At 63.6% G+C, this 21,972-nt stretch carries 25 protein-coding genes; 17 read left to right on the top strand and 8 right to left on the bottom strand.

Features of this window, described 5'->3' with window-relative positions; genetic code table 11:
• Nucleotides 1–155 precede the first annotated feature (155 nt).
• Complete coding sequence (locus CH294_RS01690) at nt 156–1,298, bottom strand: acyl-CoA dehydrogenase family protein (protein WP_094736824.1); 1,143 nt, start codon at nt 1,296–1,298, stop codon at nt 156–158.
• 95 nt (nt 1,299–1,393) lie between these two features.
• Here CH294_RS01690 and CH294_RS01695 point away from each other — a divergent pair, with 95 nt between their 5' ends.
• From CH294_RS01695 to CH294_RS01720, 6 genes are all read left to right on the top strand, one after another.
• Nucleotides 1,394–1,975, top strand: a complete 582-nt coding sequence (locus tag CH294_RS01695) for a TetR/AcrR family transcriptional regulator (protein ID WP_230592549.1) — start codon at nt 1,394–1,396, stop codon at nt 1,973–1,975.
• Nucleotides 1,976–2,056: 81 nt separating this feature from the next.
• The gene (locus CH294_RS01700) at nt 2,057–3,076 is read left to right on the top strand and encodes an LLM class flavin-dependent oxidoreductase (protein ID WP_032377156.1); all 1,020 of its coding nucleotides are present in this window, start codon (nt 2,057–2,059) and stop codon (nt 3,074–3,076) included.
• A gap of 85 nt (nt 3,077–3,161) precedes the next feature.
• Nucleotides 3,162–3,968, top strand: coding sequence for a transglutaminase family protein (locus CH294_RS01705; RefSeq protein WP_052058828.1), 807 nt, complete (start codon nt 3,162–3,164; stop codon nt 3,966–3,968).
• Between the two features lie 117 nt (nt 3,969–4,085).
• Nucleotides 4,086–4,256: a CsbD family protein gene (locus CH294_RS01710; protein WP_027495724.1), complete on the top strand. Its 171-nt coding sequence runs from the start codon at nt 4,086–4,088 to the stop codon at nt 4,254–4,256.
• A gap of 91 nt (nt 4,257–4,347) precedes the next feature.
• Nucleotides 4,348–4,605, top strand: coding sequence for a lipopolysaccharide assembly protein LapA domain-containing protein (locus CH294_RS01715; RefSeq protein WP_032377157.1), 258 nt, complete (start codon nt 4,348–4,350; stop codon nt 4,603–4,605).
• Nucleotides 4,606–4,633: 28 nt separating this feature from the next.
• The gene (locus CH294_RS01720; RefSeq protein WP_094736825.1) at nt 4,634–4,861 is read left to right on the top strand and encodes a hypothetical protein; all 228 of its coding nucleotides are present in this window, start codon (nt 4,634–4,636) and stop codon (nt 4,859–4,861) included.
• A 64-nt stretch (nt 4,862–4,925) separates the two neighbouring features.
• Here the strand turns inward: CH294_RS01720 and CH294_RS01725 are convergent, their stop codons facing one another.
• Nucleotides 4,926–5,231, bottom strand: coding sequence for a membrane protein (locus CH294_RS01725; RefSeq protein WP_037155585.1), 306 nt, complete (start codon nt 5,229–5,231; stop codon nt 4,926–4,928).
• A 103-nt stretch (nt 5,232–5,334) separates the two neighbouring features.
• The gene (gene thiD / locus CH294_RS01730) at nt 5,335–6,126 is read right to left on the bottom strand and encodes a bifunctional hydroxymethylpyrimidine kinase/phosphomethylpyrimidine kinase (protein WP_094736826.1); all 792 of its coding nucleotides are present in this window, start codon (nt 6,124–6,126) and stop codon (nt 5,335–5,337) included.
• A 210-nt stretch (nt 6,127–6,336) separates the two neighbouring features.
• Here thiD and CH294_RS01735 point away from each other — a divergent pair, with 210 nt between their 5' ends.
• The 7 genes from CH294_RS01735 (at nt 6,337) to CH294_RS01765 (ending at nt 12,379) form a co-directional block, all read left to right on the top strand.
• Nucleotides 6,337–6,774, top strand: coding sequence for an SRPBCC family protein (locus CH294_RS01735; protein ID WP_094736827.1), 438 nt, complete (start codon nt 6,337–6,339; stop codon nt 6,772–6,774).
• Complete coding sequence (locus tag CH294_RS01740; protein WP_249304984.1) at nt 6,771–8,090, top strand: APC family permease; 1,320 nt, start codon at nt 6,771–6,773, stop codon at nt 8,088–8,090. Before CH294_RS01735 ends, CH294_RS01740 begins: the two co-directional genes overlap by 4 nt.
• Nucleotides 8,087–9,679, top strand: a complete 1,593-nt coding sequence (locus CH294_RS01745; protein ID WP_094736829.1) for an NAD(P)/FAD-dependent oxidoreductase — start codon at nt 8,087–8,089, stop codon at nt 9,677–9,679. Before CH294_RS01740 ends, CH294_RS01745 begins: the two co-directional genes overlap by 4 nt.
• Before the next feature lie 157 nt (nt 9,680–9,836).
• On the top strand, nt 9,837–10,193 hold the full coding sequence (locus tag CH294_RS01750; RefSeq protein ID WP_052058827.1) for an STAS domain-containing protein: 357 nt from the start codon (nt 9,837–9,839) through the stop codon (nt 10,191–10,193).
• A gap of 31 nt (nt 10,194–10,224) precedes the next feature.
• Nucleotides 10,225–10,614 (top strand): STAS domain-containing protein, encoded by a 390-nt coding sequence (locus tag CH294_RS01755; protein ID WP_032404116.1) that lies wholly within the window; start codon nt 10,225–10,227, stop codon nt 10,612–10,614.
• Nucleotides 10,615–10,642: 28 nt separating this feature from the next.
• The gene (locus tag CH294_RS01760; protein ID WP_037155579.1) at nt 10,643–11,095 is read left to right on the top strand and encodes an ATP-binding protein; all 453 of its coding nucleotides are present in this window, start codon (nt 10,643–10,645) and stop codon (nt 11,093–11,095) included.
• 15 nt (nt 11,096–11,110) lie between these two features.
• Nucleotides 11,111–12,379: a SpoIIE family protein phosphatase gene (locus CH294_RS01765; RefSeq protein ID WP_037176397.1), complete on the top strand. Its 1,269-nt coding sequence runs from the start codon at nt 11,111–11,113 to the stop codon at nt 12,377–12,379.
• Between the two features lie 19 nt (nt 12,380–12,398).
• On the opposite strand, the gene CH294_RS01770 is transcribed toward CH294_RS01765, so the two are convergent.
• Nucleotides 12,399–13,643, bottom strand: coding sequence for a TetR family transcriptional regulator (locus CH294_RS01770; RefSeq protein ID WP_141215771.1), 1,245 nt, complete (start codon nt 13,641–13,643; stop codon nt 12,399–12,401).
• Between the two features lie 226 nt (nt 13,644–13,869).
• Between CH294_RS01770 and CH294_RS28050 the strand changes: the two genes are divergently transcribed.
• Together CH294_RS28050 and CH294_RS01780 are read left to right on the top strand one after the other, a co-directional pair.
• Entirely contained in the window at nt 13,870–14,250 is a 381-nt protein-coding gene (locus tag CH294_RS28050) for a LuxR C-terminal-related transcriptional regulator (protein ID WP_306436903.1), read from the top strand.
• Between the two features lie 78 nt (nt 14,251–14,328).
• Nucleotides 14,329–15,093: an alpha/beta hydrolase gene (locus tag CH294_RS01780; protein WP_094701893.1), complete on the top strand. Its 765-nt coding sequence runs from the start codon at nt 14,329–14,331 to the stop codon at nt 15,091–15,093.
• Between the two features lie 8 nt (nt 15,094–15,101).
• Here the strand turns inward: CH294_RS01780 and CH294_RS01785 are convergent, their stop codons facing one another.
• Both CH294_RS01785 and CH294_RS01790 read right to left on the bottom strand, forming a co-directional pair.
• Nucleotides 15,102–16,022: an MBL fold metallo-hydrolase gene (locus CH294_RS01785; RefSeq protein WP_094736983.1), complete on the bottom strand. Its 921-nt coding sequence runs from the start codon at nt 16,020–16,022 to the stop codon at nt 15,102–15,104.
• A gap of 2 nt (nt 16,023–16,024) precedes the next feature.
• Entirely contained in the window at nt 16,025–17,689 is a 1,665-nt protein-coding gene (locus tag CH294_RS01790; RefSeq protein ID WP_094736830.1) for an FAD-binding dehydrogenase, read from the bottom strand.
• A 128-nt stretch (nt 17,690–17,817) separates the two neighbouring features.
• On the opposite strand from CH294_RS01790, the gene CH294_RS01795 reads away from it, so the two are divergent.
• Nucleotides 17,818–19,020 carry a helix-turn-helix domain-containing protein gene (locus tag CH294_RS01795; protein WP_141216432.1) on the top strand — a complete coding sequence of 401 codons (1,203 nt, stop codon included), beginning with the start codon at nt 17,818–17,820 and terminating at the stop codon, nt 19,018–19,020.
• Between the two features lie 96 nt (nt 19,021–19,116).
• Nucleotides 19,117–19,869: an alpha/beta hydrolase gene (locus CH294_RS01800; RefSeq protein WP_032377170.1), complete on the top strand. Its 753-nt coding sequence runs from the start codon at nt 19,117–19,119 to the stop codon at nt 19,867–19,869.
• Between the two features lie 18 nt (nt 19,870–19,887).
• On the opposite strand, the gene CH294_RS01805 is transcribed toward CH294_RS01800, so the two are convergent.
• Both CH294_RS01805 and CH294_RS01820 read right to left on the bottom strand, forming a co-directional pair.
• On the bottom strand, nt 19,888–20,787 hold the full coding sequence (locus CH294_RS01805; protein ID WP_094736831.1) for a 3-hydroxyacyl-CoA dehydrogenase: 900 nt from the start codon (nt 20,785–20,787) through the stop codon (nt 19,888–19,890).
• Between the two features lie 351 nt (nt 20,788–21,138).
• Entirely contained in the window at nt 21,139–21,963 is an 825-nt protein-coding gene (locus CH294_RS01820) for a dienelactone hydrolase family protein (protein WP_094736833.1), read from the bottom strand.
• Nucleotides 21,964–21,972: the final 9 nt, after the last annotated feature.

Genomic DNA, 21,972 nt, shown 5'->3' on the forward strand with positions numbered 1-21,972 from the left:
TGGACCCGCTCCACCGCCGCCTCACCCGAGGGATGCTCCGCACCCGCGAGACGTTTACGAAGATCGGCCAATTTACCCGCAGTGGTATGGATATCGGGTTCGGTTGTCGTCATGCAGATGTCCCCTACGTTGTGTGAAAAGCCGGGTACGGATCGTCAGTTGCTTGCGAGCGATCGCGCGATGACCAGACGTTGAATCTGGTTGGTGCCCTCGAAGATCTGGGTGATCTTGGCGTCGCGCATGTATCGCTCGACGCGGAAGTCCCTGGTGTAGCCGTAACCGCCGAACACCTGAACTGCATCGGTGGTCACCTTCATGGCTGCGTCCGTGGCGATCAGTTTTGCGACGGAAGCATTGCGGGAGTACGGAAGTCCTGCGTCCCGGCGGCGGGCCGCATCGAGATAGGTAGCGCGGGCGGAATCGACCGCAGCCGCCATGTCCGCCAGTACGAAGCCCAGCCCCTGATGGTCGATGATCTTCTTGCCGAACGCAGTGCGCTCCTGGGCGTACTTCACTGCATCGTCGAGTGCTGCCTGGGCGATTCCTACTGCGACAGCAGCAATTCCGAGCCTTCCGGCGTCCAGCGCACTGAAGGCGATCTGCAGCCCTTGGCCCTCCGCTCCGATTCGCCATTCGGTGGGTACGTGCACGTTGTCGTAGTGCGCGGAGGTCGTCGGGATCGCATGCAACCCCATCTTCTCCTCGGGCTTACCGAAGCTCAACCCCTCGGTTCCGTTCGGAACGAGGAAGCACGAGATCTCCTTCGAGCCTTCTCCGGTGCGGGCGAAGAGGTTGTAGAAATCAGCCACACCGCCGTGCGTGATCCAGGCCTTCGATCCGTTCACCGTGTAGCCACCGTCGGTCGCGGCGGCCTTGCAACTCAGCGCCGCTGCGTCGGAACCGGCCTGGGCCTCGGACAGCGAGTACGCACCGATCTGTCCGCCGCCGAGCATGCCGGGGAGCTTGTCTTCCTTCTGCTGATCGGTACCGAACGCCATCATGGGATAGCAGGCCAGACCGTGCACGCTCACCGCCACTGCAACTGCGGCCCAACGTGATGCCAACTCTTCGAGAACCTGCAGGTAGACCTCGTACGGCTGGCCGCCACCGCCCCACTCTTCGGCGTACGGCAGGCTCAGCAGACCCGCCTCGCCCAGGGTCGCGAACACCCCGTCCGGGTAGGTCTCATGGCGTTCGTTTTCGTCGACGATCGGGTCGAGTACCTTGTCCGCCACATCTCGGGTGAGCGCTATGAGGTCACGTGCTTCAGCGGTGGGCAACAGGCGATCGACGGGCACGGACAACCTCCGGGACGTTTCAGCATCAGTACTGCAGGGTGATCCGCAGTACTGATGCACAGTACTGCACAAGTCGATGCAGTACCATCCTTGATGTGAACGCACCCGTGACCTCGCACGCCACGGCGCGCCGTTCCGAGCTCTTCGACCAACTCGTGAGTCTGTTCTTGGCCGAGGGATTCGCACACCTGACACTCGACACCATCGCGGCACGGCTTCGCTGCTCCAAGTCCACCCTCTACACCCTGGCGTCCAGCAAGGATCAGCTGGTCGGCGCAGCTACAGTGCACTACTTCAAGTCCATGACCACCCAGGTCGAAAATGCGGTCGCCGAGGTGGACGGCACCCGCAATCGCATCACCACCTACCTCACCGCCGTCGGTGCTGCTCTGGAATCGGCATCCGAACAGTTCATGACCGATCTGGCATCGCTCGAGTCGGCGCGTTCGGTGTACGAGCGCAACACCGCAATCGCCGCACGACGCGTCCAGGAGTTGATCAGCGAAGGAGTTGCCAGTGGCGAGGTACGTGACGTGCACGCGGCCTTCGTCGGCGACGTCGCGTCCTCGGTCATGGTCCGAATTCAGACGCGAGAAGTGTTCCGATTGACCGGCCTGAGTGACGGAGATGCGTATCTCGAACTGGCGAAATTGCTGACCGCTGGAATCGGCGCGTAGCAGCGGAGTCGGGAATGAAACCACCCCGACACGTGCTGAAGTACAGTGAATATGGTTGATCCTTCAACGAAAGAGCACGTGATGAAGAAGATCGGATTCCTGTCCTTCGGTCATTGGTCCCCGTCCCCGCAGTCACAGACGCGATCGGCGTCGGATGTACTGCTGCAGTCGATCGACCTCGCGGTGGCGGCCGAAGAACTCGGGGCCGACGGCGCGTACTACCGCGTGCACCACTTCGCCAACCAGCTTGCCTCTCCGTTTCCGCTGCTCGCCGCCGTGGGGGCCAGAACGAGCACCATCGAAATCGGTACCGGCGTCATCGACATGCGCTACGAGAATCCTTTCTACATGGCCGAGGATTCCGGCTCTGCCGACCTCATCTCGGGCGGGCGGTTGCAACTCGGGGTGAGCCGAGGATCGCCCGAACAGGTCATCGAGGGTTACCGGTACTTCGGATACTCCCCCGCGGAGGGCTCCGATCATGCAGACATGGCTCGCGAGCACACCCGCATCTACCTCGATCTCCTGGAAGGCAAGGGCTTCGCTCAACCGAACCCGCGGCCGATGTTCCCCAACCCGCCCGGCCTGCTGCGCCTGGAACCTCACGCACCGGGTCTGCGCCAACGCATCTGGTGGGGTGCAGGCACCCGCGAGACGGCCGAGTGGACAGCACGCCAGGGCATGAACTTGATGAGCTCGACCCTGCTGAGCGAAGACACCGGAGTGCCCTTCCATCAGTTGCAAGCCGAGCAGATCGAACGTTTTCACAAGACGTGGAGCGACGCGGGCCACGACTTCGCTCCTCGAACGTCCGTGAGTCGCAGCATCTTTCCGATCGTGAGCGACCTGGATCGCGCCTACTTCGGACGGGAGGGAAGCGGCGACGACCAAGTCGGCTACCTCGACGGCGGCAAGGCCCGGTTCGGCAAGACCTACGCAGGTGAGCCCGACCGACTGATCGAAGAACTCGCCGCAGACGAGGCGATCGCCGCCGCGGACACCCTCCTGCTCACCGTTCCGAATCAGTTGGGCGTCGATTACTGCGCTCACGTGGTGGAGACACTGCTCCGCGACGTGGCCCCCGCACTGGGGTGGCGCTGATCACTGGAGTGACGAGGCGCGATTGATTCCGGTGGATACGGGTACTGGCAGCAGGTTCACCCACCACCACCTGCCAGGAGTTCCAGTGCTCAAACGCGACGTATCCGCGCGCCTCGATGTAGACATCACCGCAGCCACCACACTCGAATTCCAGATCGCGATTGCTCCGCACCCGGGGACGACGGTCACCGAATCACTGTCCTTCGTCCTCGACGGCAAACCCATCGAGGCAAAGGAAGTGAGCGGGCCGCACGGCAACCGGATTCACGTCATGCCCGCCGATGTCGGCAACCTTCAGGTCTCGTACGACGCCACGATTCTGGGTAACACCACCCCGGCACCGGTCACCGACTACGACATGTCGCTCTATCTGCGACCGAGTCGGTACGCCGAGGCCGACAAGTTCTACGGTTTCGCCGCCACCGAATTCGGCGACTACGCGGACTCCGAGGAACTGCTGGCGAAGATTTCCGCGTGGGTCGGCGCTCGGCTGAGTTACGTTCCGGGAAGCAGTGATCCGATCGACGGTGCTGTCGACACGTTGCTCGCCGGACAGGGCGTCTGCCGGGACTACTCGCACCTCGTGGTCGCCATGCTGCGTGCGGTCAACGTTCCGGCCCGCCTGGTGGCGGTGTACGCGCCCGGCTGCGATCCGATGGACTTCCATGCTGTCGCCGAGGCGTTCGTGGGCGGCCAATGGCGTGTTGTCGATGCCACCTGCCTCGCCCCCCGCTCCACGTTGGTGCGAATCTCCGTCGGTCGCGATGCTGCCGACACCGCATTCCTGGACAACCACAAGGGTGCCATCACGTTGAACAGTTCCGTGGTCACCGCCGTGGTCGACGGTGAGCTCCCCCAGGACGACATCACCGAGCTGGTCTCCCTCACCTGATCTTTCGACCGAACGCCACCGCGATATGAGCTACATCACAGCGGCGTTTGTTTTCCCGCGCGAAAACCGACTATCTATCCGTTACCAACATTCACAGCCACCTGAAAGGCGAACACCATGAGCTTCATCGACAAGGCCAAGAACGCAGCAGAAGACGCCATCGGCAAGGCGAAGGAAGTTGTGGGCGACGCCACGAACAACAAGGACCTCGAGGCCGAGGGCAAGAAGGATCAGGGTTCGGCAGGCGTGAAGAAGGTCGGCGAGAACATCAAGGACACCTTCAAGTAACCACCCCAGCTCATCGAGTGCCGCCGATCTCGATGATCGGCGGCACTTGCACTTCATCCCACTTTTCACACCGGAGAACGGAAAACCCCTCATGACCACATCGACCGACACCACGACCACCAAGCGCCGCGGCGGATTCGCCTCGAAGCTCGCCCTGCTGATCACGCTCGTACTGGTCGCCGCACTGGTGATCTTCGTACTGCAGAACACCGTGCACACCACGATCAACTTCCTGGGCTGGAACTTCGATCTCGGCCAAGGAGTCTCGCTGCTCGGCGCAGCCGTGGTCGGTGCCGTCATCACGCTGACCGCTACCGCCGCGCTGAAGGTTCGACGCGCAGTCCGCTGACCGACTCCCACACGAAAGGATCCTTCCGATGCTTCCCTTGCTGGCACGCAAGTACCTGTACCGCTACCTCATCGTCGCGATCGGGCTTCCCATCCTCGCTCGCGCGTTGGCCTTCGCCGGGCAAAGCCTCGAAAAGCGGACGGGGAAAGACAACTTCGTGTCGAAGGGACTGAAGTCGGCCGGCAGATTTGCGCAGAAACGGGCCGACAAGTCGCAGGGCAAGAAGGAACGCAAGTCTCAGCACACCCTGCGCTAGGCCCGCCGACGAGTACGTCGACCGGTTGTACCGGCCGTGAAGGCGCCGGTCGAGGTCGAGTCGATCAATGTCCAGCCGGGTCGGTCAGCGACTTGCCTTCCTGAGCCTTGACGCGCTTGCGCTCCAGGAGAACGAGGGCAATCCCGGCCACGAGCAGAACCGGCGCGGCAATTGCCCCGATCCACACCCACCCGGTGAATCCGTACCCTGCCGCGGTGAGAGTGAGGCCGAGGCTCACCAAAGCGACTCCGATGCAGATGTAGCCCGGCCAGTTGCGGGTGTCGACGATCGCCTCACCCGCGTGGCCGCGGGTCGTCCGATCGTCGTCGGTTGCCCCGGCGTCGGATTCGCTCGTGTTCTCGTCTGCCATGTGGATCCTCTCCGGATACGGACCGTTCGTCCCATTCGAGACGAACCGTCCACGTCGGCTGCCCGCTGGACCTCGGCGGTAAACCTGACGTCGGATCGGACGGTCAGTCGTGCCAACTCACAGCAGCGAACGGAGCACGGCTCGCGAGCCGGCCGACGATGCCGGCGTGCGCGAAGTTCTTGGCCGTCGCCACGGCGTCCAGCACGTCCGCGCCCTTGGCCAACTCCGCGGTGATGGCTGCGGCGAATACGCAGCCCGCACCCGACACACGTTCTTCGCCCACTTTGGAAGCACGGAGCACGGTGAGGTCGGACCCGTCGTAGACGACATCGACGGCCTCGCCGCCGGGCAGCCCGGCACCACCCTTGACCACCACGTAGCGAGGTCCGAGGTCGGCGATTCTCTTCGCGGCCTCGCCGAGCTCGTCTACGGTGGTGATCTTGTCCATCCCGGACAGCATCTGCGCCTCGAACAGGTTCGGGGTGATCACGGTGGCCAGCGGAAGAATCTCGCGCCGGAGCGCATTGTCGGTGTCGAGCGCGGCACCGGGCTCCTGGCCTTTGCAGATCAACACCGGATCGACCACAATGTGCCGCCACGACTGCCGACGCAACGAGTCGGCCACCGTGTCGACGGTGTCCGGGGTACCGAGCATGCCGATCTTGACGACATCGAGATCGTGTGCGGCAGTGGCGACTTCGATCTGATCGGCGATGACCGACCTGTCGATGGGAACGAATCGATGACCCCAGCCGGACTTCGGATCGAACGACACGATGCAGGTGATCGTTCCGACGCCGTACACCCCGAGCCGCTCGAATGTCTTGAGGTCTGCCTGCAGACCGGCACCGCCGGTAGCTTCCGAACCTGCAATGACATACGCGATTGTCGACATGCACTCAGTATGACAATCCTGGATCGCCCGTGAATCAGGTGGTCGACATCCGATTGGGTCCCGCTGTTTCGGGGCATACGTCGAATTCGGTTCGGCTCACCGAGCGACCGACGACACCGCGCAGCACATCGACTTCGAGCCCAGGAGTAGCGGAGCACGATCGCTGATCGTGCAATCACGCCCAACGACCAGAGTCCCGGAGGCCGAACAGTGCCCACCAGCAGGAACACGACAGCCAGTTGCGACGAGCTATGGGACGTTCTCGCGAACGGATGGAGCTACGCGACATGGGTTGTCGGTGCTTCCCGAATTCGCGCCGTCGACGGCAACTGGCCCGCTGCCGGAAGCTCGATCCATCATTCGGTCGGCACCTGGCCCGCGGTACTCAGTGACGTGACCCGGTCGGTGGGAATGCACGCCGGTCGTGAACTCCAGCTGGAGGCGCGTGCACTGCCGTTCGGAAAGGCGTCGATCACAGTGCGGTTGCACCCGATCCCCACCGGATGCCGCATCGAGATCATCGAACATGCGATCACAGCACCGTTCGACCTGGTGCCGGACCGTATACAACATATTCTCGCGCATCCACGCAACGCCGAGGCTTTGCGCAGACTTGCACTCCTGGCCGAGCGGTCCACCGCGCCGTGACCAACACTCCACTGCGACAAGCAGTCTCGGGGAGAATGTTGTTCGTATTCATTCTCGGCGACGTGCTCGGTGCCGGAATCTACGCTCTCGTCGGCGAGATCGCGGGTGAGGTCGGCGGAGCCATTTGGCTTCCCATGCTCGTCGCCCTGCTGATGGCGCTGCTCACCGCTGCCTCGTATGCGGAGTTGGTCACCAAGTACCCACGAGCAGGCGGCGCAGCCGTGTTCGCGCAACAGGCGTACGGAAAACCTCTCGTGTCGTTCCTGGTCGGATTTTCGATGCTCGCCGCAGGCGTCACCAGTGCCGCCGGGCTTGCGCTTGCCTTCTCGGGCGATTACCTGGGCGTGTTCCTCGACGTGCCGGCCGTCCCCGCCGCAGTGGTCTTCTTACTGCTGGTCGGGTTGCTCAACGCGCGTGGAATCACCGAATCTCTCCGGGCCAACCTCGTCATGACAGTGGTCGAGGTGTCCGGACTGGTGGTCGTCATCGCCCTTGCCGGACTCGTACTGAGCCGCGGGGACGGCGTGCCGTCGCGCGTCCTCGAATTCACCGACGAGACAACCCCGACGCTGGCCGTGCTCGGGGCGGCCCTGCTCGCGTTCTACTCGTTCGTGGGCTTCGAGACCTCGGCAAACATCGCCGAGGAAGTCGAGGACGTGCGCCGGGTCTACCCACGAGCCCTGCTGGGCGCCGTCACGGCGGCCGGTGTGGTGTACGTGCTGGTCGGGCTCGCAGTCTCGACCGTCGTGCCTGCCGACAAGCTGTCGGAATCGACAGGCCCACTGCTCGAGGTCGTCGCCGCCGCAGACGCCGGCATCCCGCCGTGGGTGTTCAGCCTCGTCGCGCTCGTCGCGGTCGCCAACGGCGCGTTGCTGACGATGATCATGGCGTCGCGACTGACGTTCGGGATGGCGCGCGACGGTCTGCTCCCCGGAGCGCTGGCCAACGTTCTCCCCGGACGCAAGACACCGTGGACTGCCATCGTGGCCACCACCGTCGTCGCAATGGTTCTCTGCACAACCGGATCTGTTGCGGCACTGGCCGAAACCGTGGTGCTGCTACTGCTGTTCGTCTTCGTCAGCACCAACGTCGCAGTGCTCGTGCTACGCCGCGATCGCGCAGACACCGACCATTTCCGAACGCCCACAGCACTTCCCGTTCTCGCGCTGATCACCTGCGCTGTACTGCTGACCCAACAGTCGGCGGCAACGTGGCTGCGCGCCGGACTGCTCCTCGCGGTGGGGGTCGCACTGTACGTCGTCGGTACAGTCCTGACCAGGAAGACCACGACCGAGCAGAGGAGCACTTCCCGATGACCACCACCGAGGTCGACGCGATTGTCATCGGCAGCGGTCACAACGGGTTGGTAGCGGCCGCAGCGATGGCCGACGCAGGCTGGGACGTGGTGGTCCTCGAAGCCGCCGAGCACCCAGGCGGTGCCGTGCGCAGTGCCGAGCTCGTTCCGGGTTTCACCAGCGACCTCTTCAGCGCCTTCTACCCGATGGCGCTCGCATCGCCTGCCATGACCGCACTCGAGCTCGAACGACACGGGTTGCAGTGGTCGCACTCCCCTGCGGTGTACGGCCATGCACGGTCGGCACACGACACCGACGCTCCGGTCGTCCATCACGACGTCGAGACCACGGCCGCGCTGCTGTCCGAACACGACGCGCGAGACGGCGATACCTGGCTGCGACTCTTCGAGCAGTGGGAACGCATTCGTAAGCCGCTCCTCGATTCACTGTTCGGACCGTTTCCGCCCGTGGCACCCGCAGCACGGTTGGTCCGCACCCTCGGCGTACCGGAGACGCTGCGTTTCGTTCGATTCGCGGCGCTACCGGCCCGGGTGATGGCTCACGAGCTGTTCCACAGCGAAGCTGCGCGTTGCTTGCTGCTCGGCAATGCCATGCACGGCGACGTGCCGACCGACGCCCCCGTGAGCGGAATGATGGGCTACCTGCTCACGATGCTCGCGCAGGACGTCGGCTACCCCGCCCCGGTCGGTGGATCATCGGCGCTGACCGGCGCTCTGATTCGCCGAGGGGCCGCATCGGGTGCCGCGCTCGAATGCGGACAGCTGGTCGAATCGATCGACGTTCGCGGCGGTCGCGCGCGTGCGGTGCACACGGCGGCCGGAGACACGTTCCGTGCGCGCAGGGCAATCGTCGCCGATGTATCGGCACCGGCACTGTACGGCTCACTGCTTCCGTTCGACGCAGTTCCGCGTCGAGTGCACGACGACCTGCGCACCTTCGAGTGGGACACCCCGGTAGTGAAGGTCAACTACGCCCTCGATCATCGAATACGCTGGAACTCACCGTCTTTGGCGGATGCAGGCACAGTTCACCTCGGTGCCGACGACAACGGCCTCGTCCACTGGGCCGCCGACCTCACCACCGGAGTTCTCCCACAGAGCCCGTTCATGCTGTTCGGCCAGATGACCACTGCCGATCGAAGCAGGTCGCCGGAAGGTACCGAAAGCGCATGGGCCTACACCCATCTACCGAGAGGCGTCGTCGACGATGCCGCGGCCGACACCGTTGCCGACCGTGTGGACAGAGTTCTCGATGCTCATGCACCGGGATTTCTGGATTCGATCGTCGGCCGGGTCGTGCAGCGACCGAGCGATCTGCACGGTGCCGATCCCAACCTGTACGGCGGCGCAGTGAACGGTGGGACCGCACAGCTTCAGCAGCAGTTGATATTTCGACCGACTCCGGGGCTGGGACGGTCGGAAACTCCCGTCGAGGGTCTGTTCCTCGGTTCTGCATCGGCGCACCCCGGTGGCGGGGTACACGGAGCAGCAGGCCTGAACGCTGCTCGGGCAGCGCTCGGGCAGCGCGGCGTGCGAGGCTGGATGAAGAAGAAGGTCACCAGTTCGCTCATAGAGCTGCTGGCCAGGTGACGGCGTTACCGAACCGAGACTCGTCGTTACCGATTCGTGATCTGCGGCAGAGCCTTCCGCAACTACGCACTGACATTGTTGAAAGCACAACAACTCAGCGTCTCGCACCGCACGGGCACACCGATCGGAGCGAGCGCTTCGGGGAAGAGGTAAGGACATGCTGACGAGCACTGCAACCATGGAACGCTCCCTCCGCGACGACGAAGGCGTCTTCCGACTCGAGACAGTTCGCACTTCCGACGGCCTCGACACACTGCGCGCATTCGGCGAGCTGGACATGTCCACTCGTGCCGAATTCGTCCACAGCCTCGACTGCCTCGCGTCCACGTCGGATCGGGTGGTGGTCGATCTGTCGCAGGTGTCGTTCATGTATTCGGGTGTGGCCAATGCGATCATCGATGCGACGTACGCGCATCCGGGCAAGATCGCCGTATTCGCACCTGCACGATCGGTTCGTATGGTTCTGGACGTGCTCGGTGCCGGCGGGTTGTTGATCGACAGTTTCCGGTCGTGAATCGCACTCGATAACAGGTAACGTCGCAGACATGTCAGAGGAGCCGACCGGAGGGCCGTTCGAGATCGTGTCGGCTGCGCACGACTCGACAACCGTACTCACTGTTCGAGGGGAATTGGACCTCGACACCATCCCCACGCTGTCTGCCACGGCGTTTCCTGCGGCCGACACCGCCAAGGGGGGCCTGGTCGTGGACTTGACCGATGTGAGTTTCCTGTCGTCGAGCGCGATCACAGTGTTGGTGCGCGTGTGCGATCGACTGCCGGACGCCTCGCGCATGGCGTTGGTTGCGGTGAACGGCGTCGTCGTTCGGCCCGTGCAGCTCAGCGGAATCGATCGCGTGATGGCCACGTTCACCACCGTTCCTGACGCCGTTGCGCACGTGCAGTCGTCGACTCGCAGCGGCGAGGCCGACCGATGACACCACATCCCCGGTCGGAGCGTAGATCGTGACCGAGAGCAATTCGGGGTCAGCCCCTCTGCGTTGGAGTCACACAGCCCAGGCCGAGCCGACGACGGCAACCACGCTTCGTCGGCGGCTGCGCGGCTGGGTGCTCGAACTCGGAGTGAACAGCGCTCTGGTGGACGACATCGTGCTCGGGGTCTACGAGGCGCTCGCCAACGTCGTCGAACATGCCTATCGCGCGTCCCCCGAAATCGGAACGATGACGATCACCGCGGCGTACGACCACGAGACGCTCACCGTGACCGTCTCCGACACCGGAACGTGGCACCCACCGACACCGACGACCACTCGTAGCCACGGCCTGCAGTTGGCCGCCGCAGTATCGGACGAGCTGTCGGTCGATCATCGACCCGGTCTCGGCACGGTCGTGACCGTCGCGTGGAGCAAGCCGCTCGCCGCGGCCCGCCCCAGCGGGTCATCCCACCGCGCGACCTGATCAGGAGGAGTACCCATGACCGCTTCGGCTGCCGAACTACTCGCCTCTGCGCCTTGCGGAGTGTTCTCGGTCGACGTCGCCAGCGGCAGAATTCTGTACGCGAACGTGGCCGCCTCTCGAATCACCGCCCGCAGCCGTGACTCGCTGGAGGGAACCCCCGTCGCAGACCTCTTCGGTACCGAATTCGCGCCGGTGCTGGCCGGCCTGCTCGACGCTGCATCCACATCCGATTCGGACGTGCCGATCGGGACTGCAGCCCAGCTGACCGGCGCGCCGGGGCGAGCGTCGTCCACTGCGGTGTCCGTGCTGGCGAACAGACTTCGTTCGGAGTCGGGCGCGATGACCGTCACGATGACGCTGCACAACGAGACGGAACGCCGAGTGCGCGAGCAGGATCTCGTCGACGCCCGTATTTATGCCGAGGCGGCTCAGGACGATGCCGAAGCAGCCCTCGATCGATCCCAGGATGCGCTGGGAGCATCGGAGCAAGCCCGAAAGTTGGCCGAGGCCGAACGGACTCAGGTTCAGATCTTGGCGTCGACGCTTCAGCGGACTCTGCTACCACCGATCCTCTCCGCTCCGACCGGCATGAACGTCGCAGCCCACTATCACCCCGCGTCCCTCGATGAAGTCGGTGGTGATTTCTACGATGTGTTTCCACTCGACAAAGACACGTGGGGCTTCTTTCTCGGTGACGTGAGCGGTAAGGGTGCCGGTGCCGCCGCCGTCACGTCACTGACCCGGTACACCTTGCGGGCCGCGGCAGTGTTCGACCGCAACCCGATCTCGGTGTTGGAGAACCTCAACACCGTTCTGCATCACGAGTTTCACGGCGACGACCCGAGGTTCTGCACGGTGGTGTTCGGCACCATCACTCCGCAACCGAACGGCGCGGTGGTGCACCTCGCAAGCGGCGGGCATCCACCTGCGATACGCGTAACCCACGACGCTGCAGTCGATTTCGTCGACACCACCGGTGGGCAGCTCGTCGGTGCCCTGTCCGAACCCCACTTCGAGTCGGCATCGGTGACACTGCGGGCCGGTGACGTCATGGCGTTCTACACCGATGGCCTGACCGAAGCGATCGTGGGGCCCGGCCGAACTCGCTTCGACGACAACGGCAACCTCGAGACCTTCGTCGCCGAGATGGGGCCCACCACTGCTCCGAAGATCGTCGACGACCTCACCACCCTGCTGGCGTCGTTCGGAGACGGACTTCAGGACGACGTGGCTCTGCTCGCCTTCGACGTCCCACTTCCCGACACAGACTCTGTCGAGGCGTAGTTGTCGCGGAGGGCGTCGATCAACGAGACAATATTCCGGACAGGAACACTTTCAGCACATTGTCGGCGACTTCTTCCGGGGATTCTCCCGATCGCGTCAGCGATCTGATCACCACATTGTTGGCAAGCACGGTGGCCAGTTCGACTGCGGACACCTCGGTAGCGAAGTCGCCTCGGAGCTGACCGCTCTCGAGAATCGGGGTCAGTGCCGACGGCACGGGAAGGTGTTCCCTGATGGTGGTGACGGTACCGGGCTCGTGAAACTGCTCGAAGCTCAGCGCAAGCAACATTCCCGAGCTCATGGCCCGGTTGCGCGACACGAACTCCGCCAGACGATTCACCGAACGCACTAGAGCGACAACCGGTTCCACGTCGAGCCGAGCATCCGCGCGACCCAGCCGGAGTACACGCTCGAACTCGGGGGTGAGTGCGGCGACGATGATGTCGACTTTGCTCGGAAACAATCGCTTGAGATCGGTGACGGTGAGCGAGGACGCCGACGCGATGTCCGCGAGGGTGACCGAGAAGTATCCGTGTTCCGAGAACAGCGTCTCGGTGGCCACGATGACATCGGATTCGATGTCGCCCCTTGCCGGATCGAGGGATTCGAGCGATGGCAGCGCATCGACCTGCTCGTCGGTACGCTGCCGTCGATCCGAGTGGACCGGGTCCACCGCCCAATCGAGCAACGAATCGATGGCCGTGGCCACGCGTTCCGCGGAGATCGTTCCCGGGCTGAGACTTTCACGGAAGGCAAGCCCGTCGAGCAGAGCTACGAACACTGTGGAGAGGTCGGCCACCGTCAACGGTGTTCTCACCGAGCCGCCGACAGCGCGGAGTTTGTGCCGCACTGCGCTCTCGACGGCGTGATCCATGGCATCGAATTCCGGTGCCAACGAGGACCGCGCTCCGGCGTGATCGGAGGCGATCATGGCACCGATCATCCTTTGACGCAGCAGCCCCGAGGTCAGCTGCTCGAAATAGGCCGCGAGATCCGAGGACGGCTGCTCGGCGACGTCATCGGGCGGTGAGTACTCCAACGTCACGTGTGCGAGCAGATCCTCCATGAACGCTTCCTTGCCGCCGCGCTCGCCGGTGCGGGAGGAACCTGGATAGGCATTGTGGAAAGTCTGATGCGACAGTCCTGCTTCTTCCACGACCGCTGCAATGGACAGCGAGCGCGCCAACACCGTCATATCGAGATCGGTCAGCAGGCGGGAACCGGCCCGGAGCAATTGTTCGCGTGGTGTGGATTTCGAGCTCAACGACAACCGCCTACGGATGTTCGATCTGATGGATCGTCGACTATATCAATACACACCACGAGCTGAATTTTTATAGGTGTATAAAGTCCATTGGATTCGGATATCGAATTATGCAGTGATCCTCGAACATGATGGTGTTGTTTCATATTTCGCGGCGTGGTCGGATGATCGAAACACCCAAGACGGACAACGGGGGTCGAATGCCATGCGGGACACGAACACAGGTGTGACGACCACGACGCTCGAGATTGCGTCCGGCGGGTCGCTTCACCCGTCACAGCGATTTGCGCCTCGGCGAAGCGCGTCGGCGGTGCGCTCCCGAACCACGGCAACCCCCGGCACCGATAGGCCTCGGGTGCCGCAGGTACCGGCCGAGTTCGTCGATCCCGGATTGACCACGCGCGAAATTGCGGTTCTCGGAGCCTGGTTGCGCTGCGACTCCAAGCAAGAAGTGTGCGCGGTGCTGCATATTGCGCTGGGCACGGTGAACACCCATCTGTCCCGTATTCGCGCGAAGTATGCCAGTGTCGGTCGAGCCGCGCCGACCAAAGCGTCGCTGGTGGCGAGAGCACTGCAGGACGGCCTGGTCGCCCTGGACGATCTGTGAGCGAAGGTCGGCACGAGGCGGACAGTGCAACGATGCCCTGCCCGCCCAGGTGACGACGCACGTGGCACACTTCGGTCGATGAACGACAAGCCTGTGTTGATGTTGCTGCACGGTGTCACCATGTCGGGAGCAGCGTGGAACGACGTCGTGCCGTTGCTGGCCGAACGGTTCGATGTCATTGCTCCCACCGCGGCCGGTCATCGTGGAGGCCCGGCGCTCGCAGGCGTGGCGACAATAGCCGCCGTCACCGATGCCGCAGAACGCGAACTCGACGGGCGCGGCCTGGATGCAGTACACATCGCAGGAAATTCGATGGGCGGATGGATGGCTGTCGAACTGGCGAGACGGGGACGCGCACGCTCGGTCTGCGCCTTCTCACCAGCAGGACTGTGGGAGAAGGACGAGAAGCCAGGTGCCAGCAGAGCCACCTTGATCCGCACCAAGAGACTGGCCGACGCGACTCGTCGTCTCGCCCCAGCGCTGATGAGGTTCGGTCTTTCTCGACGAATTGCCATGCGCGACATCGCAGTCCACGGGGACAGCATGACGCCGCAGCAAGCGGTTCGGTCGTTTCAGGATCTTGTCGGGTGCGAGGCAGCGTACGAACTACTGAACACCCGCGAGAGCATGGATCCACTCCTCGACCTGCCGTGCCCGGTCACCGTCGCATGGGCCGCTCACGATCGCATCTTTCCGCCTGCAGAGTTCGTCCCCATTGCCCGGCAGCGCCTCCCTCGGGCCCGGTTCGTCACCGTGCCGGGCGTCGGCCACGTTCCGATGATCGACGACCCGGTTCTGTGCGTGCGAACGATCGTCGATTCGATCGAGAACCAGGCGGGCTGACGCGTCCGTCAGGCCCACGGGTCCACACGTCGCCACAGCGTCGGTAGCTCGAGAACGACTCCGTCTCTCAGTGCGCAGTCGGCCAGCACGTCGATCGAGACAGTCATATCGTCGAAGGCGTACGGGAGTGCATGTAAGGGCTTGTACAAAGGCCGAAAGAAGTTGTCCCAGTGCGTCAGAACGACGCGCCGGGCACCGACGACCGAGACCGTCTCGCGCCAATACTGCTCGATGAACGCTCGCGATTGCCGGCCGAGTTGGCCTATCGACAGATAGACCACGTCTGCGCGGCTTCCGTGGAGCATGCCCACCCGGAAACCGGCGCTGCTGTGGACGAGTGCGGTCCGGCCGCTGGGAATGTGTTCGATCAGCATCGACCACGCCTCACCGCACCGATACTCGCTCACCCGAGCGGGCTGGCTCAGAGGTCGCTCGATCACCCCGTGCGCTCGATCCGGATGCGAGTGAACGGATTCGAAGAATGTGACGGCGAAATTCCCATGCTCGGTCGTTCCACCGTTCTCGACCGCGACGATGCGGTCGTCGGGTAGGTCCGAACCCTGCCCGATGAAACCGGTCGAGGAACCACCGACCAGAACCGCCCCGGTTATCCGAGCCACCGCCGCTGAATCGAGGGCGTGATCGTAGTGCGAGTGAGCACACAGAACAGCGTCGAGCGAGATGATTCCCGCTCTGCGCAGGGCGGCGTCGATGCGCTGCATGTCGGAACGAAGCGGCAGCGCAAGGGTTCTCGCCAGTGACGGGCGCGAGAAGAACCCATCGGTGAGAATCGCGGATTCGCCGTCGTCGAACAACGCCGTGCTGACACCGAGGAAAGACACCGTCACCAGCGAGGAAGGAGTCGCCGACGCGGTGGTGGCGATCTCCGACGGGCCCGGCAACGGGGGCCGACCGACGCGTCGGAACACCGTCACGCCTGCGCTGCGAGCGCACGCCCGGCTTGCCGGCCCCCGAAGATGCACCCGCCCAGGAACGTTCCCTCCAGCGAACGATATCCGTGCACCCCACCACCGCCGAATCCGGCAATCTCGCCTGCCGCCCACAGCCCCTCGATCGCTCGCCCCTCGCTGTCGAGAACGCGCCCCTGAAGGTCGGTTTGGATTCCGCCCAACGTCTTTCGAGTGATGATGTTCAACCGCACCGCAATCAACGGTCCCGATTTGGGATCGAGAATTTTGTGCAGAGACGCAGTACGCGCGATGCGCTCCCCGCGCGAACGACGGGAATTGTGAATCGCGGAGACCTGCAGGTCCTTGGTGAACGGGTTGTCGACTTCCCGGTCGCGAGCCTCGATCTGCCGGCGCAAGTCCACCAGGTCGATCAGGTCCTCGCCGGAGACCCTGTTCATTCCCTGCACGAGTTCACCGAGGGTGTCGGCGACCACAAAATCCTCGCCGTTCTTCTTGAACGCCTCGACCGGTGCACTGGCACCGGGCAAGACTCGGCCGAGTACGAGCTTGAGGTTCTTGCCGGTGATGTCCGGGTTCTGCTCCGATCCCGACAGTGCAAATTCTTTCTCGATGATCTTCTGGGTGAGGACGAACCATGAGTACTCGAAACCGCTGTCCTGGATGGCTTTCAATGTTCCTAGCGTGTCGAAGCCCGGGAAGTTGGGAGCCGAGAATCGCCGACCACGCGCATCGAACCACATCGACGACGGTCCTGGAATGATCCTGATTCCGTGGTTCTTCCAGATCGGGTTCCAGTTCTTGATGCCTTCGGTGTAGTGCCACATCCGGTCCTTGTTGACCAGACGTCCGCCGACCTTCTCGGTGATACCGAGCATGCGGCCGTCGACGTGTTCGGGGACTCCCGAAATCAGCGATTTCGGAGCCGTTCCCAGACGAGCCGGCCAATTCTCCCGCACCAGATCGTGATTCGCTCCGATGCCGCCCGCAGTGACGAGCACCGCACCGGCGCGCAACTCGAACTCCCCCACCTCGACGCGAGTACTGCCCGCACCGCGTTCCGCTGCGCTGGGTTCGAGAATTGCGCCGCGCACTCCCTCGACCACCCCTGCGCTGACGACGAACTCGTCGACGCGATGACGAAAACCGAAGCGCACCAGTCCTTTGTCCGCAGCCTCGCGGACACGACGCTCGAACGGTGCGACGACGCCCGGCCCGGTGCCCCAGGTCAAGTGGAAGCGTGGAACCGAGTTGCCGTGCCCGTCGGCGAGGTACCCGCCGCGTTCGGCCCAGCCGACGATAGGAACCCACCGCACGCCCTGCGCGTGCAGCCAGGACCGCTTCTCCCCTGCCGCGAAATCGAGGTACGCCCGTGCCCACTGGTGACCCCAGTAATCCTCGCCGGCGGGATCGTCGATACCCCGATCGAATGTCGCGGTGCCGAGCCAGTCCTGCCAGGCCAGTTCGGCCGAATCCTTGATACCCATTCGTCGCTGTTCCGGAGTGTCGACCATGAACAGCCCGCCGAGTGACCAGAACGCCTGTCCACCCAGATTCTGCTCGGGCTCCTGGTCGAGAAGAAGCACACGCTTTCCGGCGTCGGCCAATTCGGCGGTTGCCACCAGTCCGGCCAAGCCCGCGCCCACCACGATCACGTCTGCGTCCATTGCCCCACTCTTCTGCTCGACCCGGATGTCTCCTTCGACTGTGCTGAGGTCGCCGCCGGAACTCAAGGAAACCGACTCGAATGACTATAGGATTTATCAGGCACTGACAAGGAGTGGGAGGTGGATCGATGTACCCAGCGCGGGTCGCCGTGGTCGCGAAGATCGAATCGGAGTTGGGCCCCGTCGTCGCATCGGCAGTACTCGCGATTCGCGACGCGATCCCGGTCTACCGATCACTGCAGGGTGCACAGTTGGCCGATGTCGAGGCCATTGCGTATTGGTCACTGAGGCGGTTGATGGCCCTGTGGGCGCACGGCGATCGGACGATCGACGACCGTGACCACAGCAGATTCCGCGCGATCGGTGCCGCGCGCGCCGCGGACGGGCGCCCGCTGGCCGATGTGCTCCGTGCGTATCGAGTCGCGTCGAGCGTGTTCGTTCGGCACGTGACAACCGAGTATCTCGATGTACTCGAACCACCGGACATCGCCGAACTCGGCCTCGGCGTGCTCGACGCCATCGACGCAATCTCCGAGGAAATCATCGGCGCGTACGTCATTGCGCGCGAACAGCTCACAACCAACCGCGCGCAGGCGCACGCCGCGTTGCTCGACGACTTGCTGGCTGCCAGACACAATTCACCCGGGACGGTGTCGGATCGTTCCCGCGAACTCGACCTGAAGCTACCCACGCACCCGAATCTGCTCGTGGTGCAATCGACAGATCCGGGCCGACCCATGTCCGACGACACCGTCGAATCGCTGGTTCTCGCAGTGGGACTCGTTCCCCCGGACCGCACCGCGACGTCGGGTCAGCGGACTCACCTGTGCACTCGGCGCGAACAACGCGCGATCGCGTTGCTGCCACCATCGATCCACCGCGCCGAGGCCGACCTCGCGTGTCGAGATCTACTGCTCCGCGGATGCCTCGTGGAGAGATCGACCGTTGCCGGTATCAGCAGTTCGTGGCGTCTCGCCTCGGAAGCACTGGACACCGCACCGGATCACGCGTTCGACGACCGGGCACTGCTCGATCAGGGTGACGGTCAGCTGCTGGCACTGTTGACCGCGCGCCCCACCGCGGACACGAGCGAGGTGGTACGTACCGTGCTCGGTCCGCTGACCGAGGCGGCGAACGAACACATTCTGCAGGGCCTTTCGGCCTTCATCTCCACCGGTACGGCAACGGCTGCCGCCACCCGACTACAGGTGCACCCGCAGACTTTGCGCTATCGATTGCGCCGGGCCCAGGAACTGACCGGGCGCGATCCGCGATCGGCCTGGCATCGACTGGCCCTCGATACTGCGATACAACTACGCCAACTCGGTTGACCCGGCTCGGCTGAACCCAGCGTCGTCGGTGGTCATACGCCACTGCGACCGTGTCTGACTACTCGAGCCCGAGTCGTGGATCCTAGGATGACCGGTATGTCGGAACAGGTCACGTTTTCCAGCGCAACCGGACCCACCTTGGCAGGCGTGGTCGATGTTCCCGAGGGTGAGGCGCGAGGGTGGGGCGTATTCGCTCACGGATTCACGCTGGGCAAGGACTGCCCGGCGGCGAATCGAATGTGCAAGCAGCTCGCGGCCGACGGCATCGGAATGCTTCGCTTCGACAACCTCGGTCTGGGCCACTCCGAGGGCGACTGGGGCGACGGTTCGTTCTCGAACAAGGTGCACGACACCGTCAAGGCCGTCGAGTTCATGAACGCGACCGGTCGCGAGGTGAAGTTGCTCGTCGGCCATTCTTTCGGCGGCTCGGCGGCCATTGCTGCGGCGCACGACTGTCCGACGGTCGAAGCGGTCGCCATCGTCGCCGCCCCGTTTCAGCCCGCGCATGTCGAGCACAACTACGACGCACTCATTCATCGGATCCAGGACGAGGGCGAAGCGCCGTTCCACGCCGGCGGCAAAGCGCTGACCCTCAAACGACAGTTCGTCGACGACGTCCGCAAAGCAGACCTGCGCGAGCGCATCACCACCCTGCGGAGACCGCTACTCGTCATGCACTCCCCCACCGACAACACGGTAGGGATCGACAACGCCAGCGAGATCTTCCAGGCCGCCCGTCACCCCCGGAGCTTCGTTTCGCTCGAGGGGGCCAATCACCTTCTCACCGGCAAGAATCAAGCAGCTCGTGCCGGTCGGATCATCAGCGCCTGGGCGGATCCGTACCTCTGACAGGAGGGATCGAGCGATTCAGTTGATGTTCCACGACTCGACAGCATCCAGTCGCTGGCCGTCGGAGTCGTACGTGTAGAAGCCTTCACCGTCCCCGAGACCGGTCTTTCCCGAGTCGATACCCTTTTGCAGTATGTCGGCAAATTTGACCTGAACCTCGCCACCGTGTGCGCGCGCGATATGTGCTGCGACGTTGAAGCCGACAGTGTCGTATATCTGGAACGGACCGGCGGGTGCCCCGGTGGCTATGCGCCACACGTTGTCGATGTCCGCCGGATTGGCAACCCCGCCGACGTAAAGGTTGGCTCCTGCTTGCAGCAGCGGTATCAGAAGACTGTTCAGCACGTATCCCGGAATTTCCTTTCGGACCGGAACGGGAACGAGACCGATCTCCGAAGCAAAGCTCAGTACGACATCGAAGTAAACAGGATCTGTTGCAGCAGTTGCCATCACCTCACCGGTGTTGTACCGCCACACGAGATTGGCGAAGTGCAATGCAAGAAACTTTTCCGGCCGCCCGGTGGCCTCGGCGAAACTGCTGGGCAGTAGCGACGACGAGTTGGTCACGAAGATAGTTTTCGGCGGAGCGGACGCGCCGATATCCGACCAGACCTTCTTCTTCAGGTCGAGATCCTCCGGAACTGCTTCGATCACCAGGTCGGCGTCCGAAACGGCCTCGGCGACGCTGGTGGTGGTCGTGATGGATTCGATGGCCGCGTCGAATCGCGCCTCGTCGAAAGTCTTCAGGTCACGCTTGTAGTAACCGCGCATCCATTCCCAGCGATCCGGCAGCTTGGCAAGTAGTTCGTCGGAAATGTCGTATCCCACAACGGTCTTTCCGTAGTAGGCAGCCTGCATCATGATCTGTGAACCGAGCACTCCGGTTCCGAATACGGTCACGTTCTCAACATCGGTCATGGACGACACACTTCCCTTTATGGAGTCACTGGTTCCAGCTCTCCAAGTTCTACCGCTGAGCGCGGAGCCATCGTCTCGTGGGGTCCAACAGTGGACCGACTCGACCGACGACAGCGCTTTTACACTCCACAGGATCGACGGTTCACGCATACTCGAACGATGGCTGTGGATCCCCGCGGAAGAGACCTGAAGCGCGTCGCGTAAGGCGTTCAGCGAGATGGTGGCCGATCCCGAATATCAGACGGTGACGGCGTTACGGACCGCCGCGTCGAAAGAGGCGGTTCTGCAGGCCACCATTCCGTGGTCGTGAATTCGACCTTCGGCTTCGCATCGTGTTCGCGCCGCGGGACCTCACGGCGTTGCGAGCAACTTACTGCGGAACAGGTCGAGTACCTGGTCCAAAGCCTGCCGGGTCGGCTGACCCGGCTCGTCGATGAGTCCTTCCGTCACGACGGAGTGTGGCGGCCCGAATGCTTCCGGGTTGAACGCAGAATCGGGCAATTCCACCGACACGAATGCGTCGCCGAGTTGTTCCCTCAGAAACTCGAACCGTGCAGGGGGACACATCTTGTCGCCCTGAAACCGCATACCGAGAACAGTGAGATCTCCCGCAGCACAACGGCTCTTCACCTTCGAAAGGTCGCCGGCACTGATGTCGATGGAACGACTGCGTGACTTCGATGCCGCGAACGGAAGGGACGGTTGCGACAGCACCGGCGCGATCAATCGATCGTCGGCGGCCATCGCGAGGGCGAACCCGCCGGTGAAGCACATTCCGATGGCACCGACACCTGGTCCGCCGCACCGCTCGTGTTCCTCGGCCGCCAGAGCACGCAACCACACCACGATCCGCGACGACTTGCCGGTGGCCAAGATGGTGAATTCTCGGCTGATGCACGCCGGCACCATGGCACGGGACATGGTGGCAGCGGTACCGAGCAGTCCGAGGGGTGCGGTCAGCGGGTCCTTCCCGTCGACGCCGAACAGGTGCGGCACGATCGCGGTGCATCCGATTCCAGCGACGGTGCGCGCGAAGTCCGCAACCTTCGGCGTGATGCCCGGCATTTCGGACATCACGATGACCGCCGGCCCGGTGCCGATGCGATAGACCGGTGCCGTGCGCCCGTCTGCGGTGAACTCGGTTCGTTCGAAATCGGCCAACGCGTCGTCGGTCATGGGAGTACG

The organism is Rhodococcus sp. 14-2483-1-1, assembly GCF_002259335.1.
Taxonomy (GTDB): domain Bacteria; phylum Actinomycetota; class Actinomycetes; order Mycobacteriales; family Mycobacteriaceae; genus Rhodococcoides.

What these genes read in the sequence shown, in the direction of transcription:
- CH294_RS01700 (WP_032377156.1), top strand. Translation starts at nt 2,057, where the DNA reads ATGAAGAAGATCGGATTCCTGTCCTTCGGTCATTGGTCCCCGTCCCCG.
- CH294_RS01745 (WP_094736829.1), top strand. Translation starts at nt 8,087, where the DNA reads ATGACCACCACCGAGGTCGACGCGATTGTCATCGGCAGCGGTCACAAC.
- CH294_RS01790 (WP_094736830.1), bottom strand. Translation starts at nt 17,689, where the DNA reads ATGGACGCAGACGTGATCGTGGTGGGCGCGGGCTTGGCCGGACTGGTG.
- CH294_RS01715 (WP_032377157.1), top strand. Translation starts at nt 4,348, where the DNA reads ATGACCACATCGACCGACACCACGACCACCAAGCGCCGCGGCGGATTC.
- CH294_RS01710 (WP_027495724.1), top strand. Translation starts at nt 4,086, where the DNA reads ATGAGCTTCATCGACAAGGCCAAGAACGCAGCAGAAGACGCCATCGGC.
- CH294_RS01725 (WP_037155585.1), bottom strand. Translation starts at nt 5,231, where the DNA reads ATGGCAGACGAGAACACGAGCGAATCCGACGCCGGGGCAACCGACGAC.
- CH294_RS01805 (WP_094736831.1), bottom strand. Translation starts at nt 20,787, where the DNA reads ATGACCGATGTTGAGAACGTGACCGTATTCGGAACCGGAGTGCTCGGT.
- CH294_RS01750 (WP_052058827.1), top strand. Translation starts at nt 9,837, where the DNA reads ATGCTGACGAGCACTGCAACCATGGAACGCTCCCTCCGCGACGACGAA.
- CH294_RS01780 (WP_094701893.1), top strand. Translation starts at nt 14,329, where the DNA reads ATGAACGACAAGCCTGTGTTGATGTTGCTGCACGGTGTCACCATGTCG.
- CH294_RS01765 (WP_037176397.1), top strand. Translation starts at nt 11,111, where the DNA reads ATGACCGCTTCGGCTGCCGAACTACTCGCCTCTGCGCCTTGCGGAGTG.
- thiD (WP_094736826.1), bottom strand. Translation starts at nt 6,126, where the DNA reads ATGTCGACAATCGCGTATGTCATTGCAGGTTCGGAAGCTACCGGCGGT.
- CH294_RS01795 (WP_141216432.1), top strand. Translation starts at nt 17,818, where the DNA reads ATGTACCCAGCGCGGGTCGCCGTGGTCGCGAAGATCGAATCGGAGTTG.
- CH294_RS01755 (WP_032404116.1), top strand. Translation starts at nt 10,225, where the DNA reads ATGTCAGAGGAGCCGACCGGAGGGCCGTTCGAGATCGTGTCGGCTGCG.
- CH294_RS01720 (WP_094736825.1), top strand. Translation starts at nt 4,634, where the DNA reads ATGCTTCCCTTGCTGGCACGCAAGTACCTGTACCGCTACCTCATCGTC.
- CH294_RS01820 (WP_094736833.1), bottom strand. Translation starts at nt 21,963, where the DNA reads ATGACCGACGACGCGTTGGCCGATTTCGAACGAACCGAGTTCACCGCA.
- CH294_RS01800 (WP_032377170.1), top strand. Translation starts at nt 19,117, where the DNA reads ATGTCGGAACAGGTCACGTTTTCCAGCGCAACCGGACCCACCTTGGCA.